Raw genomic sequence first — 17,416 nt, 5'->3', positions numbered from 1 at the left:
TGAATACATTATTCATAAATTAACTAGTAAAGAGAGGGATGTAATGTCTTGAATAAAGATTCAAAAACTGTAAAAAAAGAAAAAGGTTTTTTTGAAGGTGTAATAGCACCTATTATTGTTGGGAGTATGTTTATCTTTTTACTTCTATATAAAGTAGCAGAGTTTCTGGGGAAGTGGCTCATTATTTTGTCAATACCGAGCTATATTGTTACTATGTTTATTTTTTTATACCAGAAAGAATATGGAGGTGTATTGGTTTGTGGAATAGGCTTAATACTAATGCTATCGCTGTATTTTTTGTTTGTTAAAAAAAGTAAAAAAGGCTAGTTTAATATGAAATACTAAAAATATTTATTTACTCTCAGTTTGTCTACAAAAATAGAGTTATTACATGATTTTAGAAAAGATGGTGTAATTATATGTGGAATATAAAAGAAGAAGATTTAAATGAATTTAAAAGTACTTGTAAGAACCGCTTAAGTCCCGACTGGGCTACAGGGTTTATGTTTGGAACGATGTTTTTTATTTCATTAATAATGTTTTTTCTTATTGTAGGGTTAATAAGGTTTGGTTGGAGTTATTACCCGACTCTCTTTGATAAAATAATTGTTAGCCTTGAGTTAGTACTTTATAGTCTTCAAGTAATTTTTTTAATTATTTATCTGTTTCCTAAGATGCCATTTAAATTACAGAAACTACAAACACTTGTGGTACTATTATATGCATTTCAGCTAGGCACTATAACATTTACAATGTTGATAATTCCAGGAATGTAAAATTATTCAATTGATCAAAGTACATTAATGTATGTTGGGTTATTATTTTTAGGTGCAGTCATTTTACATATTTTAGCGACTATTGATACTTTTAGACAGGCAAGTAAAGGGGCATTTAATAAGGGAGAAGAATCCTCTTCATTTTTTAGTAAAACAAAGAGGATTACAATAAAGTGTGCTGTAATTTATGTGCTAATTCTTCTCATTTCAATTTATGTGCATAATGATTATACACTGAAGATTTTAGGATTGTATGCGGGAGGAACTCTAATCATGTACGCGGTAGCCATAGGTGCAGCAGAGTTCCAATTATTAGCCTATTGCAGATTTAAATTTCCGTCATTTTATATTTCGTGGGAGGAACATGATAGGGAACGGCAGGAATTCTTAAAGCGTTATAAAGAGAGAGAGGAAAAGAAAGCGAAAGAAATAAAATAAGTTTCGGATTCTGAAAATTCGAACAGAACATATAAGCAATTAAGGATTGTATATAAATCAATGCTATTAAAAATTAAAGCATCTTCAATATAATCTGTATGAGTAAATAAATAGCAGTAAGTAAAGGTGAAATGTATTACTTTCCAAAAAGGAACATAATGAACTTAAAAATGCCTAGAGAAATCAACGGGGTGTCAGTATGAAGTTAAAGAAAAAATCTAAGATGATGATAGTTCTGTCAATAGTAGCAAGTTTATTAAGTGGATGTGGTTTAGGGGAGACGAAGATAGAGTATGAGAGATTAGTAAAGGCATTGGATGAAGGTGATATGAAGACGGTTATGTCTGCGGGTGATGAAGGGTATGCGTATGGGAAAGAAGAGGTGAGGGATAGTACTTTTATTGAGGATAATAATAAGCAAATAGGAGTAGTTTATCAAACAACGCAAGGTATTTATAGTATTAAAGATAAGATTCTTTTTGGTGAGACACAAAAGAAAGTCAATACTCCAGTTGAGGATGAAAAACATATTGACAACCCACAATATAAAGAAGAATTTGTATTCAAGTCAGATATAAGATACGAAAATGGACAGCTAGAAGCTTCAAATCGAGGGAAAGATATGTCTAATATAAAATTAATGCTCAATAGAGTGCAAGGAATAAAAGAATTGAAACCAAATGTGAATAAAAAAAGCTTCAGCCAACCAGCTACGATAAGCTATAATTTATCAGAAACTCAATTTAAAAAGATATTTAATGGGAATTTAGGATTAGAGTATGAGAAGTTTAGTTATGCAACACTACTAATTGAATTTAATTCTGCTAAGGATACAAAGGAAAATCCGATGGAAATAACAGAGATAACAATTTCGATAGGCTATAAACAAAGAAATGAAGAAAATAATATGATTAGGCATGATCAAGAAATAACAACATATTTACATAATAAAGAAGAAAATAATCAGAAATCAAAAAAAGATTACTTACAATATGAAAAGAAATTTAAAGAAAGCCATTAATATATATAAGGGGGAGAATATGGTGAACGAGGAAGATTATAAATTAAGTAGTGATGTAGGAAAATTAAGATTATCAGCAAGAGATATTTATGATTATAATGCACAAGAAAAAAATATAATAACTCTGATCCAATAATAAATAAACAGAAGTTACAAGACAACTTTAATGCTAATCTTATAGCTTCTGATGATATTCATTCAGTAACTGGATTTGGGGCATATGCTTTAGAGAATAGAAACACGCATGGAATTTTCATTGTATACGTTGGAACCCAACCGAGCCAAATATGCGATTTAGCAACCGATGGAGCAATTTGGCTGCATAATTTAACTAATTCACCTATATTGGGGTCATTAGCGGAATTTCAGTATAGTCAAGCAGAAAAAATTTATGAAAAAGTCAAGGCGGGTAATAAAGGAAAGAAGATAACTTTATTAGGGCACTTTGAATCTGAATTTAAAAATATTATTAATAATAAATTAAAGATACAATGCGATGAATTTGATGGAGCAACAATCGTATTGCACCTGGGTGTCCAAAAAATCCAAAACAAATTTTGCAAATGAGGATAGATATAGACTTTAAAGAAAAGTTAGTTTAATAATAAATATCAAAAATATTTATTTACTCTCAGTTTATCTACAAAAATAGAGTTATTATATGATTTTAGAAAAGATGGTGTAATTATATGTGGAATATAAAAGAAAAAGATTTAGATGAATTTAAAATAACATGTAGAAATCGCTTAAGCCCAGAATATTCTATGGGGTTTATGTTTGGAGGAATAGTTTATAGTTCATTATTCATGCTTTTTATTTTGGGAGCATTATTTAAATTTGGCTGGGGTTATTATCCAAATCTCTTTGACAAAATAATTGTGAGTATTGAATTAGTGTTATATGGTTTGCAAGTAATCTTTTTCATTCTATATCTAATTCCAAAAGCTCGTTTCAAATATCAAAAGTTGCAAGCATTTGTGATATTATTATTTGCATTTCAGCTAGGAACTATAGGATTCACATTATTTATACTTCCAGCAATTTCGAATTATTCAATTGATCAAATTACATTATTGTATGTGGGTTTATTGTTTCTAGGAGCAGTTTTTGTTCATCTGGTGACAACGATTGATACCTTTAAACAAGCAGAGAGTGGAGCATTTAGTATGGATGAAAGAGCAACTTCATTTTTTAGTAAAACAAAAGGCAATGCAATGATTGGTGTTACGATATATGTACTAACCCTTCTTATTTTAATTTATTTTCATAATAATTATGAAACAGGGGTTTTAGTGGGGTATATGGCAGGAACCCTTGTAATGTACGCGGTAGCCATAGGTGCAGCAGAGTTCCAATTATTAGCCTATTGCAGATTTAAATTTCCATCATTTTATATTTCGTGGGAGGAACACGAAATGGAACGTCAGAAAAGACTAAAGCTTTATGAAGAGAAGGAAAAAAAGAAAACTAAAGAAATAAAATAAGTTTTGGTTTCTGAAAATTCGAATAGAATATATGAGCAATTAAGGATTGTATATAAATCGATGCTATTGAAAATTAAAGAATATTCAATTTAATCTGCATAAGTGAATAAATAGCAGTAAGTAAAGGTGAAGTGTATTACTTTCCAAAAGGGAACATAATGAACCTAAAAATGCCTATAGTAACTAACGGGGTGTCAGTATGAAGTTAAAGAAAAAATCTAAGATGATGATAGTTCTGTCAATAGTAGCAAGTTTATTAAGTGGATGTGGTTTTGGGGAGACGAAGATAGAGTATGAGAGATTAGTAAAGGCGTTGGATGAAGGTGATATGAAGACGGTTATGTCTGCGAGTGATGGCGGGTATGCTTATGTAAAAGAAGAGATTAGGGATAGCACGTTTTGGGCGGAAAATGATAATCGCATTAGCGTTGTATATCAAACAACAGGAGGAGTATACAATATTAAAGAAAAAAAGTTCTATGGAACAACTTTGCAAGAAATTGCTAGTTCATTAAATAGTGAGCAAAAAAAAGAAGAGATTGTATATAGAACTAGTATTAAATATGAAGATAATCAATCAAAAAGTCCAGATCAAAATTTGGACGTTTCGAATGTTCGATTTATATTTAATAGATTAAAGGGAATAGATAGTTTAAGACCCAAAAAAGATAAAAAAGATTTAGTGAGTCATCCAAGGTAACATATTACTTAACTGAATCGCAATTTCAAGAAATAATTAATAATAAGTTAAAGGTGGACTACGATAAATTTGATGAAGCAATATTATTAATGGAATTTAGTTCGGCGAAAGATTCAAAAGAAAATCCAATGGAATTCACTACAATAAGCATCACAATGGGATATGAAAAAAAGAATAAAAAAGGCCGATTAATAAGGCATGATCAAAAAATAGCAATCTATTTAAATAGTAAAGAAGATAACGATAAAGCTTCTAAAACCCGATATGAGAAGTATGAAAAACAATATTCGAATAGCAAGTAATGTATAAAATAAGGGGAAAGGTGTAGTTATGGTATGAGTAAAAGGTTAGTTAAAAAAATAGTTATTGTAATGACTGTAATGTTTTTACTAAGCGCGTGCAGTTTCGGGGAAACAAAAATAGAGTATGAGAGATTAGTAAAGGCATTGGATGAAGGTGATATGAAGACGGTAATGTCTGCGAGTGATGATGGATATGCATATGTGAAAGAAGAGACTAGCGACAGTACTTATGAAGAAAAAGAAGATGGTGAACATAGCAGGATAATATATCAAACAACCCATGGAATATATAATGTGAAAGAAAACGACTTATATGGGAAAACAACTCAAAAGATTGCTACTGATATAAAAAATGATAAAAACGTTGGTAGTAATCAAAATTACAAAAAAGAAACGGTCTATAGTACAAATTTAAAAAATGAAAAATCCCGTTCAATAGCCCAGGATCAAGCTATGAATGTTTCATATGTAAAATTAATGTTTAGAGGATTAAATGAACTTAGTAAATTGAAACCGAGTGAAGATACAAAAAGATTTAGTGAACCGAGCATAATAAGCTATGATTTAACTGAATTACAGTTTAAAAGCATAATAAATGACAAGTTAAATTTAAAATATGATAAATTTGATTCTGCAATATTGATGATTGAATTTAATACGCCTAATGATACAAAAGAAAATCAAATGAGAATAATACAAATAACAATATCGGTAAATTATGAAGAAAGAAAAGAAGATAAGCTTATAAAACGCAATCAAGAAATTTTAACATATTATCATACCAGAGAAGATAATAATCAAAGTTCCAAAAAAGAATATGTAAATTATGAAAAAGAGTATATAAATCAAAAATAACATATTTTGATTGAATTTTGAGAATGATAAATGTTGTGAAGATATGAGTAAAGGGGTAGTAAAAAATAGTTACTGTGATGACAGTTATGTTTTGCTGAGCGCGTATAGTTTTGGGAAATCAAAATAGAGTATGAGAGCCTAATAAAGGCATTGAATGAAGGTGACAAGAAGACGGTTATACTTAATTGAAAGAAGAATATTTGGAACTTTTGAGGAGAAAGGATACTATTTGATTTATCAAAAAGCATTCTGAGTATATGATTATGGTAATTAATGTGGTAATGGTATACTTAAAAGATTTTCTGAATTTAGTTGTACAAAGATCTATGTACTTAAAAATATTAAGAATGTAATAGAATTTTAGTGCAAGAAAATTATTTAAACTGTATAGAAGGTGAAATGTCAGGGTGTGGAATATAAAAGAAGAAGATTTATATAAGTTTCGAATGACATGTAAAGGGCGTTTAAGTCCTGAAGGTGCTGCGGGTTTTATGCTCGGAACGATATTTTATACTTCATTATTTATGGTTATTATTTTTGTGGGAGGAATGGATTATTATACTACCTTGTTTGATAAGGTAATTGTTAGGATTGAATTAGTGTTATATGGTTTGCAAGTAATGTTTTTAATTCTATATTTATTCCCTAAAGCACGTTATAAATTTCAAAAATTACAAACGCTCGTTATATTATTATATGCATTTCAACTTGGAACTATCGGATGCACTTTATTTGTACTTTCTGGGATGATAGAGCATTCAATTGATCTCCATACACGTGTTTATGTAGGTCTATTAGTATTAGGTGGAATTATTGTTCATATTGTGACAACAGTTGATACATTTAAACAAGCAAGCGAAGGTGCATTTAGTAGTGAGGACAAATCAGCTTCGTTTTTTAGTAAAACAAAGGGACATGTTATACAAGGTGCTGTAATTTATGTGATAATTCTTCTTGTTTTAATTTATATAAATAATAATTATTCATTAAACACAATGTTTGGTTATGTTATGTGTAATGTTATTATGTATGCAGTAGCAATAGGAGCGGCAGAGTTCCAGCTCTTAGTGTATTGTAGATTCAAATTCAAGTCATTTCATATGACGTGGGAAGAGAATGAGAGAATGCGTGGGAGAATTCGAAAGCGAGATACAAAATCCAAAACGAAAAGTAAGTAAGAGTGAAATGCAATTTAAGTATATGAGAATTATTTAAACCTTATAGAGGGTGAAGAGTCAGGATGTGGGATATAAAAGAAGAAGATTTAGATAAGTTTAGGATGACATGTGAATATCGTTTAGACCCTCAAGGTACTACAGGGTTTATGTTTGGAGGAATACTATTTAGTTCAATAACCATTTTTTCTATTGTTTTATCAGCTGGGTGGGATTACTGTATGCTTCTCTTTAATATAGGAATTGTTAAGTTAGAAGTGTTATTGTACAACCTACAAATAATTCTTTTCGTTATTTATTCATTTCCGATAGCTCAATTTAAATTTCAAAAACTACAAACCCTTGTCGTATTATTATGTTCATTCCAATTGGCAACAATAGCTCCTATTGCTTTGACTGTTACTAAAATGGCTAATAATTCAATTGACTGGATTACAATAATGTATGTGGGTTTATTGCTTTTAGGAGCAGTGATTTTTCATATTTTGACAACAATTGATACGTTTAAACAAGCGAGTGAAGGTGCGTTTAGTATGGATGAAAGGTCTACTTCTTTCTTTAGTAAAACAAAAGGAAAGATGATGAAGTGGGCTACACTATACGCAGTAACTATTCTTATTTTGATATATTTTCATAATGATTATGGGTTTGATGATTTATTTATGTATGTAGTAGGGACCTTTTTAATGTATACGATAGCCATCGGTGCAGCTGAATTTCAGCTATTAGCATATTGCAGGTTTAAATTTCCGTCATTTAACATTTCATGGGAGCAACATAAAAGAGAGACTCCAAGATATCAAAAGAAAAATAAAAAAAGTAAATCGAAACGTAAGGCATAAAGAAAGTGTGTATTTTAAGTTTTGATGATGAAAAAGTAATAATTTATAGGAGAGTATTTGAACTACGAAAAGAAAATTTACTTATGTAAGGTGATAAAAGTGATTAGTAGGTTATCTAATTGAAAATATAGAGTGGGTAGTGTGATGATGAAATGAACAAAAAAAGGGTTTCTAAAATGATTAGTATCATAATAGCAATCAGCCTATTACAAGCATGTAGTTTTTTTGAAAAAAAGATAGAATATGAGCCATTTGTCAAAGCTTTGGATGAAGGTGATATGAAAAAGGTTATGTCTGCGAGTGATGATGGATATGCGTATGTGAAACAAAGAGGTATATATAGTACATATGAGCAAAAGGAAGATGGAGAGCACAGTAAAACAATCTATCAAACTTCGAAAGGCATATATAATACGAAAGATAAAAGTTTATATGGAAATACAACACAAGAAATTACCTCGGAAGTAGATAATAAAAATTATAAAGAAGAAGTTAATTATAGTACAAATATTAGTTATGAGAATGGACAGGTACAAAGTACGGATTCAAGTCTGGATGTTTCATACGTGAACTTAATTGTAGATCGTTTAAAAGGGATAGGGAAACTAAAGATGAAGCCAGGAGGTGATATAAAAAAGTTTGGTCAGCCTAGTACTGTTGGATATACACTAACTGAATCAGAGTTTCAAAATATTATTAATGATAAGTTGAAAATACAATATGATGAATATGGTGGTGGATCGATCGCACTGCATATTGAGTTTACAAAGGGCTCAGAGCAGATATTGGAAGTGAGTATTGTAGTGAATTATAAAAAGAGAAATGAAGAAGGAAAGTCAGTAGAACACATATCACAAATACACACATACTTTGATAGTCAACAAGGTAATAATCAGGACGCGAGACAGGAATATATTGATTTTAAAGCACAGTATAATAAGAAGCAGTAATATTAAAAAGAGCATTTGCACGTAATGATAATAGCGACATAAGTGGAATAAATGTTTCATAAATATAGTGGAAAGAATTTGAAGGTAAACGCCCCAATTGCTGGAGTAGGTGCAACAATTGGGGCGTTTATCTATCTAAATTTAGCTTGAATACATAACATGTTTTAGTTAGAGTATTGCTCCGCAAGTAGTTTTTCCATCTTCATAATAACGGTGTGAAGTTTTTGTATAATCTGCTTTATTGCTAAGTTACAACTATTTCCTCTTATAAAGTATTGCTTATTATCGATACATCGTCCACATCCCGATGTCATTAAACCCTAGACGTTTATAAATTCGTCCAGCAGCTGGATTGTTACGTTTTTGGAAAACGATAAGATGGGAAAAGAGTTGTGGATAACGATAGAGTGAGCGTATAAAAACAAGCGTATTAAGGGGATGAAAACAATACTAAATTGTTCAATAAACGGATATGGATAACGACCTTCTTAACGATGAAATTTAATCGTTAGGGAGGTCTTTTATTTTGTCGTTAAAAAAGAGAAAAAGGATTACGAAGATATCTAATGACGGAAAAAAATATCCTAAGCTAACAATCCAACAAGCACTTGATCTTGCTATCTCAGGTAAGCGTGCAGAAGGGTGTAGGGAAAGGACTGTAAAGGATTATATCAAAATGTGGCGGTATTTCACTGATTGGTTATATGCGAATTATGACGTAGAGTATATCGATGAATTAACGGCGGAAGTCTTTCGAGAATATATAAATTATATGAAACACGATAAAAAGCGCTACGATACTCATAAGGTAATACACACAGACAACCGAAAAGTTGGATTAGCTGATACGACGATAAATATTAATCTTAGGACGTTACGCTCAATTTTTAATCACCTGCAACGGGAAGAAATTATTCAAGTGAACCCGATGGAAAGAGTTAAATTATTGAGACAAGATATCGACTTAACGAATTGTTTAGAGGATGATGAAGTCAAAGCGATATTGCAGCAACCTAGCTTAAGAGATTTCGTAGGGTTTCGTGACTTCGTAGCGATTAATCTGTTACTTGATTCGGGATTAAGAATTCGAGAGCTTGTTAGTTTACGTACTGCGGACATCGACTTTCAATCACGTTTTATAACAATTTCACCAGATAGAAGTAAAAATAGAAAGCCACGCTTAGTTCCGATTTCTACACACGTTACTAAGTTAGTTCTACAACTTGTAAACGAAAACAAAGCAAATTTTAAAAGTGAATTGATATTTTTAACAAGCTACGGCGATCCATTGACTACCATTCATTTTAATAAGCGATTGAAGCATTATGCAGATAAAGCAGGAGTTAAAGGGAAGAAAGTATCCGCGCACGTATATCGCCACACATGGGCAAAAAACATGATATTAAATGGATGCGATGTTTTTACTTTACAAAAAATCGGCGGATGGGCTGACATACGTACTATGAGACGATATATACAGATGGATGTTAAAGAAATGAGAAAGAGCCATGATGAATACTCACCGCTAAACAAACTAAAAAGAACGAGATAAAAGAAAAAGTCCCCAGCGCCAACTGGAGGACTCAAAACATTCACGTATAACTAAATAACGGACATTCCGTACATTCAGTACCCCCATTATAATTTTTTTGAAAATATAATACAAGGGGTTTAGTTTCTTATTGTCTTTTTTAGGTGATCGGGGGCGTTGGTATGCGGTAATTCCAAACGTGGAACTGCCTGTAAACCACGTAAAAAACTGATTACCGCAATTATGGACACGTATAACGAAGATATAATTACGGCTTGGCTTGCTATCGGTCGTGCAGAGAGTACTTGTATACTCTTACAAGGATAGCGTCCCGCATTGTATTCCTATTCGTATGATGCGGGAAGGCGAGAACTTGCCTAGACGTTATAGTCTGAAAGGTTCGGTGGGTTATCGTTAGCGCTACGGTGCTAGGGAACGCATTCAGTTTGTCGTGTAGGGACGATATTACACGGACAAGCCTACGTTAAAGGGTGCGTATGATGAAAGTCATTGAGTGAATAGGGCTACGCATACGGACACTGCATAACGCAAGCCATGTATAGTACTTATCCTTTCTAGCTTTCTTAGTTATTTTTAACTTTGAAAACTAGGGGATAACTATGCTATCAGCCATTTCTGCAATCTCCGCTTCACCATGATATAAACCGAAAGACCTTAAGGCCAAGAGATTTTAAGAGATTTAAAAGAAATTACTACCACTAACCATGGCTAGAGGAAAATATAGATAACTACCACTCACTAAGATAGAGGAAAAGGATTTAAACGATATATAAATTAAGAATTATATAAAGGGCTTGGAAATGGGATATATGAGAAGGGGAGGACTTACGCATCATGCAGAAACGACTTACTATAAGACAATACGCAAATAAAGGCGAAGACATAAACGCAACACTAAATAGGGTGGCGCTATTAGCTAAAAAGGAAATGGAAGATTATTGCATTGTAATGTGCGATAATATTAAATATAGAACGAGAATCGAGGCGCACTACATACCGCTGATCGAACGGCTAGCCAATGACAACTGGCATCGTATAAATAACGAAATGCATTTTATCGAGGATTGCTTTCGCAGAATAAGGTATGCGATTAGAACGTTCGACGTAGATCGGGGAGACTTCGACAAAAGAGTGAAGTACTTTATCTATCGCTCATTACGAGACTACTGCGGGAGGAGAGGGGAAAAACGAAAAAAGTTAACGCTTATAGAAGATAGCAACGTATTTAAAGCGTTGGACTGTACAGATACTACAGAAGGAAAAGCGATCGGCAATGCAAGTACATACGAAGAGACATACGCAAGGTTATATGAAACCATATGCGTGAAGGAAATAGATTTTATTGTATTAGATACTATGATACATACCGCGGAGAATTACGATAAGGTCACCGAGGCTGAAATCTCTAGAGCATTATCGAAAAAGACGGGACGATCGTTTGGTTCTGCGAGGAGTACAATACGAAGTTTTAAGAAAAGACTGCGTAAAAGGAACGTAAGAAGGGAGGATATACTATGAAAAATAGACGTAATTTTTATCTGTTAATTATCGTCACATTCGTAATCATGACCGCAGCGAAGGTATTCGGCAATCTGTACGTAGCAGCTATCGGCGTAGCGTTTGGTCTTTCTGTAGGTTTAGCATGTTTAACCGACATTATATCGAGAAGAAGAGGCAAAGATACTCGAGAGTGATCAGGTTAATGAATTTAATATGCGAATGAAAGAAGGAAAAATAGGCGTATAAAAGGAGGTGAAAAGCTAATGCAGAGTAATAACGTTAATGATCTAATTAATGCGATACATGACGCACTAAAGGCGAATGGGAGAACAGAATTTCATAAGTTGTTACGACTTGTAAATGTAGGGCGTACGGCACGCGATAGTTATACAGAAGGCGAATTACAGAAAGCACTTCACATGATGGGAAGTGCGGGATTTGTCGATGAGATACGCGAGTATTCAATCAACGAAAATAAGTAATGTACATTGTGCGATCAGTTGGATGAGATGTTTGGGGATAATTGATGCGTGTGTTAAAATAAATAAAAAAATGTTGTATTACTGGGAGGTAAATGATAATTGATACCTGAGTTGGACCCTAAGGTGATTAATGATTTTAGGAGAAAAGTTCATGATAATAATGAATTTGTTAGAATCTTTTTTGTGGACTATAAAAACTCCTATGGTACAGAAGGAATAGATATTTGGAGTAAGATATGCTCTTGTATGGATTGGCTAACAGTTGCGGTGCAAGGAATAGAGAAGCCTAAGAAAGATAGAAATATGAATAAGACTTCCCTTGAGTTTACTCATTTTATTGTCACTATTGATATGATTGTAGAAGCAGTAAACCATTTGTGGTTATCTATCGGACAATCAACAAAAGACAAACAGCCCTATATTAATGATTGTAGTATTTTCAAAAAGAGAGAGTTTGATAGGGATTATACTGATGAGAAATATGTCAAAGAAGTCCGTTCTTGGTTTGGAATTCATTCGGTTAACGGAAACGAAATTGAACTAAAAGGTTTTGAGAAAAAAGTGCGTTTTTTTAGTAGTTGGTCCACTTCTCATGATGGTCAAGAGTTTTCATTACGTCTCTACTCTAATAACAGAAAAGCTGAAGAAGAATATGGCGGAAGTAAAGAAATCACAGTTGACGCGCTTTTGAAGTTTGTAGCATTAAGGTATAGCACGCTAGAGATGCTTATGGATAAAATAGATGAACTGTACTGTAGGGTGAAAAAAGAATTACAATCAATTCCAGTTCATTTAGACAAGAGTAGTTCAGAGTTAATACAACTGAAAGAACTTTATGCACAGGCGAAAGAGAGAAAATTGACAAAAGAGCATTACGAAGAAGAGATCATAAGGTATATGTCTTTCTTAGAATGTGATTTAAGTTTATTCAAGGAGACTGAAAGAAAAATAGTAACCGACTACCTGTTTGAACTGAAACCGATAATACCTACATACAGACATATAATTCAGCAGATTGATCATAATGAGTTTGAAGTTTTTGAGATACTGGGAATGAACTCGCAAGTATACGCAGATAATTCGTATGATTATGGAAAATCCCTCGAATACGCTGAACAAGATATATTCAACTATAGAAGTAATATTTCTAATGCTATTTCATTAGATTTTCTCATCGAAAAGCAACTATTACCTAAATATAGTCGTACTTTGGCTGGAAACTATCTATCTTTATTAATTCATGCGATGGATTATGAAAATCATAAGACCCACCCACGTATAAGATATCAAAACGAAGTTCCGTTAATCATAATAGATGATATTAATGATATTAATGATATTAATGATATTAATGATATTAATGATATTAATGATATTAATGATATTAATGATATTGATGTTGAAGTATTATTTCAGCCAGACGAAAAATAGCCGCCGATGATGGCGGCTTCACTCTTAAGCTATCGGTTCAAAAGAAAACTCTTCTTGTGCTAAAGATAGTGTTTTTGAACCTACGCCTTTAATTTTACCTAAAATCTCTGGTGTTAACTCTCCTTCTCGAACTCTCACCTTAACAATTTCTTTTGCGATACTACGTGGAACTCCTAATAGGCTCTCTAACTCATCTAAACTTGCTTTATGTATATTTAACTGTTCTTCCTTAGTTGAGTACGAAGGATCAAGATATTTTAAGATATCTGCTACCATTAAATATGTGTGGAATACAGTTTTAACGGCTTCTTCTCTTTCTAACTCAGCGTGAACGCCTTTATTACTCAGTTTATGGATGCGTTGAAGATAGCCCCCAAGAATATCAACGTGTGCTTTAGCTAAGTCTTTATTAGATTTACTCTCAATTGAATTATCCATAAATGCCCACAGTCTATTAATGTATTGCGTTTTTCCTAATTTTCTTCCGTCTACTTCTTCGCTAATTGGTGGAAATAACTCATCAGCCAAGCCTTCGATAAACCTTCTACATGTAGTTAGTGCTTGCGACCATTCTTCGGGGTTATCCGTCGATACAGACTTAAATGCGAGCATTAATCGTTCAGCTAATTCAGGGTTTAAATCAAGTAATCTATCGTCTACTTCATTTTTTAAAATATCAAAAGCCGTTTGTGCACTGTCTGTGTAAGCGATTTTTGTGTAAAGTGCCGTCACTTTTTCATGCGCCACTCTCTTAACATAACTAATATGAGTAATTAGGCTACTTTTATAAAATGTACCATCGTTCCAACTCTTTAATCGAACTAAGTCATTATATCTTTCTTCGATAAAACCGATTCCTTTATAACCGCCTCCACGTTTATTCAATTTTATACTTATGTCCTCTATAGAGAAATGAATTTCATCTGTTAATCCTTTTGCCTCTAGTTCATCCATGATTTTGTAAGATTCTTCTAATGGATCGCCTGAGAGTCTTCCGCCTTCTCCATGTTCTCTAAATAACGTTACAAGCTTTATTAAATCTGTTGTATATTGTTTATTTCCTAATTGGATTTCACACCAAATAACAGTATCTGTATCATCCAAAATCTTAGCGGCACGAGATAGTTTTTGTACTCCTGTTAAAACACTTCCTTTTTGATTCTCTAATTGATCTAGAGACTCTTTAAGTAGTTTTATTACATCATTTTTCATTTTAGTTCCCATGACATAAATCCCCCCAAATACACTTATTAAGATATCTTGATTTTAACATTTTTAAATAAAACAGAATAGCGAGCCGAGTACTTCTTTGATAATTGTACGTACATAAACGAGGGTTGGTGTAATGTATACGACCTGTATATGATTGTAAACATATCGTAAGTGTTGAATGTAGTGTAAGAAACGTTGATATGACGGTGTTATTAATGTTAACTTGCATCGAAAACGCGTTGACATTCATTTACGCATATACGAAACTCGTAGGGATCGATACACTTCGCTACATTTCGATAGTGACCGCTAGCAATTTCTAATAGATTGCGTACAGTGAGCGTTGTACATCGATACATATGTGTAGTGCTTCGTATAGATCGATAGTTATCGCTATACACGAGCAAACTCCCGTTGTGGAAGAGCGATTGAAATCTCATAGGGTTATAATTTACGCACACCTGATCCGCCCTGACTTCGTAATTTTATTTAATTTGTATCGATACCATGTACAACTCGATGCGCCGTGGCTATCTAAGGGATTCGAATGATCCTCGCCATTTCTGCGCACAAAAAAGACGCCCGTTATGAGCGTTTTATAATACGAATGTATTTAAATCGTTTTCTATCTCTTCGTTAGTAATTCCGATATATGTCAATGTAACTTGCGGATGACTATGATTGAGTATCGTTTGAAGTTTCGCAACATCCTTCGTTTGTTTGTAGAACCAATAGCCGAATGTTTTTCGCATTGTATGAGTACCGACGCTCTCTACTTCTGCGAATTCTGCCGCCTTTGTAATGCTTCGATACGCTTGCGTTGTCGAGATCGCCTTGTCGCCTTTTCTCGAAGGGAATAGCCACCCACTCTCGTTAGCCTTCGCGTAGGCTTGTACCTCTTCGTATATGTTAGACAGATTAATTTCACGCGCTTTCTTCGTTTTGCCTTCTGATACCTTTATGATCTTTCTACGAAGTACATCGCTAGTTTTCAACTTTAATAGATCACCGACCCGAAGCCCAGTATTAATACCGATCAAGAATAAAATATAATCGCGCTCACTGCAATGACGACGAAGCGCCCACTTCATATCATCTATTTGTTCTTTACTGCGGATCGGTTGGACATCTTTAATTTGATTCATGTTATTTCCCCCTATTATAAACACCCTATTTATACGGAAATGAATGTACGTTTTTTAAATGTATTTATAGAATATCACCGAATCGCCGCAACATCAACAATAACAATAGAATGAATGTACGTTTTTATCTAAATTCATACATTGACCAAACGCGGCTTTATATATGGAATACCCACGGATCTATTATGTATAACAATACCCCGCATTATGTTTTGTAATATAACAGGCCTCTATATATCTGACCACATGGCCACATCATACAACCAACGGCCCGCACTATGTTGCCAATAGCCCGATACGTATTCGAGATACCACGGCTATACATCCCGCATTATGTAGGGCCATATACAAGCACCGATATGCGGCATTAGTATTCCGTTATCTTATCGACTCGCATTCGAATTGTTAAGCGCCTTTAAACGTAATGGACTACGTACAATGCTATGCGATGTTACTACACGCGATGCTATGCCATTGCACTACACTACTATACACGTAAGGTCGCGAGTCTGTACGAATGTTATTACGTTGTGTTCGTTGTGTTTGTGTTCGCGATTCAATTCGAAAAGAATAATAAAAAGAATTGTTGTTCGTTCTTCTTTCTTCATTGTTATTAAATCATTCGCAATTCATTTCGATTGGATTCGATTGCAATTCGTTTGTGATCATAAAACAATTCGTTTGTTCTTCGCAATTCATTTCGATTGTAATTCGTTTGTGAATGCGATTCGAATTCGATTGAGTTTCTTTTCTTCATTTCTTTTCGTGGATCTTTTTCGAGTGTGAAAACTTCGAATCACTTTTAAAGGTCTTATTTAACGCGAGAACGAGCGAAGAACGACGAAGGCCACGGCACGATATCCAACCCGAGAAATTTTCGTCTACCCCCCAAGCACGGGGCCAATATCCCGTACACAACTGTTTAGAAATAGCGAGCAGGTATTTTAAAACGAGTGGTAATTATTTCCATACAGATTAACAGTCGAAGCCCTCACGTAGTCCCTTCCACGTAGTCACCTTCGTATTATCCTTCGAAGTTACCCAACCCCTCACGAATATCGAAAACTACGATCTATAAAAAATTTCCGCGCTGAATTTTCGAAACGGGGCGTTAATCCTTCGTATATTCTAACGTACGAGAATACGTCTATTTTGCATTATACCGTTTGTACCATATTAATGTTATCGACTCTCATTCGGAGTGTTAGGGGCCTTAAATTGAACATATGCCAGCGTAACGACTCTGTTATTCTATCTATCGCAACCTTATCGTCTCTTTTAACGGTCCTAGCGTCATTCCTACTGCGTTTTACACATTCTTTAAATAAATTAACCGACGCTGATCCTTAAGGGCGTTTATATAGCCGTAAGGGAATGGCGTAGGAAGTCGCGCAGCCTTATCGGATAGTGTGCGGTACTTATTACATTATAAAAAGTTTCGCATACTTACGCTGAAATGGTACACGAGCCCGCGTATATGTAAGTGTTACGCCTAACAGGGGGTACACGTTGCGCTAATACCTACGAAGCGGGTAACGACGCTTATAAAAG

General features: G+C 33.6%; 17 protein-coding genes and 5 pseudogenes. 18 read left to right on the top strand and 4 right to left on the bottom strand.

Features of this window, described 5'->3' with window-relative positions:
- Window positions 1–48 precede the first annotated feature (48 nt).
- The 12 genes and pseudogenes from AC1Q8N_RS05870 to AC1Q8N_RS05815 all read left to right on the top strand — a co-directional run bounded on the left by AC1Q8N_RS05870 (window position 49) and on the right by AC1Q8N_RS05815 (window position 8,543).
- The gene (locus AC1Q8N_RS05870; protein WP_098076456.1) at window positions 49–327 is read left to right on the top strand and encodes a hypothetical protein; all 279 of its coding nucleotides are present in this window, start codon (window positions 49–51) and stop codon (window positions 325–327) included.
- Window positions 328–419: 92 nt separating this feature from the next.
- Window positions 420–1,214, top strand: a pseudogene (locus AC1Q8N_RS05865) (hypothetical protein).
- A 199-nt stretch (window positions 1,215–1,413) separates the two neighbouring features.
- On the top strand, window positions 1,414–2,235 hold the full coding sequence (locus AC1Q8N_RS05860; protein WP_493521118.1) for a DUF3952 domain-containing protein: 822 nt from the start codon (window positions 1,414–1,416) through the stop codon (window positions 2,233–2,235).
- Window positions 2,236–2,254: 19 nt separating this feature from the next.
- Window positions 2,255–2,679 (top strand): annotated as a pseudogene (locus tag AC1Q8N_RS05855) (lipase); the annotation flags it as partial.
- 3 nt (window positions 2,680–2,682) lie between these two features.
- Window positions 2,683–2,828 (top strand): annotated as a pseudogene (locus AC1Q8N_RS05850) (DUF3952 domain-containing protein); the annotation flags it as partial.
- A gap of 96 nt (window positions 2,829–2,924) precedes the next feature.
- Complete coding sequence (locus AC1Q8N_RS05845; RefSeq protein WP_098076450.1) at window positions 2,925–3,719, top strand: hypothetical protein; 795 nt, start codon at window positions 2,925–2,927, stop codon at window positions 3,717–3,719.
- 199 nt (window positions 3,720–3,918) lie between these two features.
- Window positions 3,919–4,721, top strand: a pseudogene (locus AC1Q8N_RS05840) (DUF3952 domain-containing protein).
- A 33-nt stretch (window positions 4,722–4,754) separates the two neighbouring features.
- Window positions 4,755–5,576 (top strand): DUF3952 domain-containing protein, encoded by an 822-nt coding sequence (locus AC1Q8N_RS05835; RefSeq protein ID WP_098076447.1) that lies wholly within the window; start codon window positions 4,755–4,757, stop codon window positions 5,574–5,576.
- A 117-nt stretch (window positions 5,577–5,693) separates the two neighbouring features.
- Window positions 5,694–5,765, top strand: coding sequence for a hypothetical protein (locus tag AC1Q8N_RS05830; RefSeq protein WP_107134685.1), 72 nt, complete (start codon window positions 5,694–5,696; stop codon window positions 5,763–5,765).
- Window positions 5,766–5,983: 218 nt separating this feature from the next.
- Window positions 5,984–6,754: a hypothetical protein gene (locus tag AC1Q8N_RS05825; RefSeq protein WP_098076444.1), complete on the top strand. Its 771-nt coding sequence runs from the start codon at window positions 5,984–5,986 to the stop codon at window positions 6,752–6,754.
- A gap of 62 nt (window positions 6,755–6,816) precedes the next feature.
- Window positions 6,817–7,593, top strand: coding sequence for a hypothetical protein (locus AC1Q8N_RS05820; protein WP_493521117.1), 777 nt, complete (start codon window positions 6,817–6,819; stop codon window positions 7,591–7,593).
- A 176-nt stretch (window positions 7,594–7,769) separates the two neighbouring features.
- Entirely contained in the window at window positions 7,770–8,543 is a 774-nt protein-coding gene (locus AC1Q8N_RS05815) for a DUF3952 domain-containing protein (protein WP_116443144.1), read from the top strand.
- A gap of 282 nt (window positions 8,544–8,825) precedes the next feature.
- Here AC1Q8N_RS05815 and AC1Q8N_RS05810 read toward each other — a convergent pair.
- Window positions 8,826–8,900: pseudogene (locus AC1Q8N_RS05810) on the bottom strand (GNAT family N-acetyltransferase); the annotation flags it as partial.
- Between the two features lie 169 nt (window positions 8,901–9,069).
- Here AC1Q8N_RS05810 and AC1Q8N_RS05805 point away from each other — a divergent pair.
- The 6 genes from AC1Q8N_RS05805 to AC1Q8N_RS05780 all read left to right on the top strand — a co-directional run bounded on the left by AC1Q8N_RS05805 (window position 9,070) and on the right by AC1Q8N_RS05780 (window position 13,508).
- Window positions 9,070–10,095 carry a tyrosine-type recombinase/integrase gene (locus AC1Q8N_RS05805; protein WP_098375347.1) on the top strand — a complete coding sequence of 342 codons (1,026 nt, stop codon included), beginning with the start codon at window positions 9,070–9,072 and terminating at the stop codon, window positions 10,093–10,095.
- 156 nt (window positions 10,096–10,251) lie between these two features.
- The gene (locus AC1Q8N_RS05800) at window positions 10,252–10,401 is read left to right on the top strand and encodes a hypothetical protein (RefSeq protein ID WP_179885527.1); all 150 of its coding nucleotides are present in this window, start codon (window positions 10,252–10,254) and stop codon (window positions 10,399–10,401) included.
- 528 nt (window positions 10,402–10,929) lie between these two features.
- Entirely contained in the window at window positions 10,930–11,613 is a 684-nt protein-coding gene (locus AC1Q8N_RS05795; RefSeq protein WP_098375348.1) for a hypothetical protein, read from the top strand.
- Entirely contained in the window at window positions 11,610–11,789 is a 180-nt protein-coding gene (locus AC1Q8N_RS05790; RefSeq protein ID WP_098375349.1) for a hypothetical protein, read from the top strand. Before AC1Q8N_RS05795 ends, AC1Q8N_RS05790 begins: the two co-directional genes overlap by 4 nt.
- 69 nt (window positions 11,790–11,858) lie before the next feature.
- On the top strand, window positions 11,859–12,077 hold the full coding sequence (locus tag AC1Q8N_RS05785; RefSeq protein WP_098375350.1) for a hypothetical protein: 219 nt from the start codon (window positions 11,859–11,861) through the stop codon (window positions 12,075–12,077).
- A gap of 99 nt (window positions 12,078–12,176) precedes the next feature.
- Window positions 12,177–13,508 (top strand): hypothetical protein, encoded by a 1,332-nt coding sequence (locus tag AC1Q8N_RS05780; RefSeq protein ID WP_493521116.1) that lies wholly within the window; start codon window positions 12,177–12,179, stop codon window positions 13,506–13,508.
- A gap of 24 nt (window positions 13,509–13,532) precedes the next feature.
- Here AC1Q8N_RS05780 and AC1Q8N_RS05775 read toward each other — a convergent pair whose 3' ends face one another.
- The 3 genes from AC1Q8N_RS05775 to AC1Q8N_RS05765 all read right to left on the bottom strand — a co-directional run bounded on the left by AC1Q8N_RS05775 (window position 13,533) and on the right by AC1Q8N_RS05765 (window position 16,622).
- On the bottom strand, window positions 13,533–14,732 hold the full coding sequence (locus AC1Q8N_RS05775; RefSeq protein WP_098375351.1) for a ComEA family DNA-binding protein: 1,200 nt from the start codon (window positions 14,730–14,732) through the stop codon (window positions 13,533–13,535).
- 584 nt (window positions 14,733–15,316) lie between these two features.
- Complete coding sequence (locus AC1Q8N_RS05770; protein ID WP_098375352.1) at window positions 15,317–15,865, bottom strand: tyrosine-type recombinase/integrase; 549 nt, start codon at window positions 15,863–15,865, stop codon at window positions 15,317–15,319.
- A 613-nt stretch (window positions 15,866–16,478) separates the two neighbouring features.
- Window positions 16,479–16,622, bottom strand: a complete 144-nt coding sequence (locus AC1Q8N_RS05765; RefSeq protein WP_179885529.1) for a hypothetical protein — start codon at window positions 16,620–16,622, stop codon at window positions 16,479–16,481.
- Between the last annotated feature and the right edge of the window lie 794 nt (window positions 16,623–17,416).

Source organism: Bacillus sp. GW823-FHT06B01, from assembly GCF_058952315.1.
The sequence above is the reverse complement of the archived record's forward strand: the minus strand, read 5'-3'. Positions and strand labels throughout refer to the sequence as shown.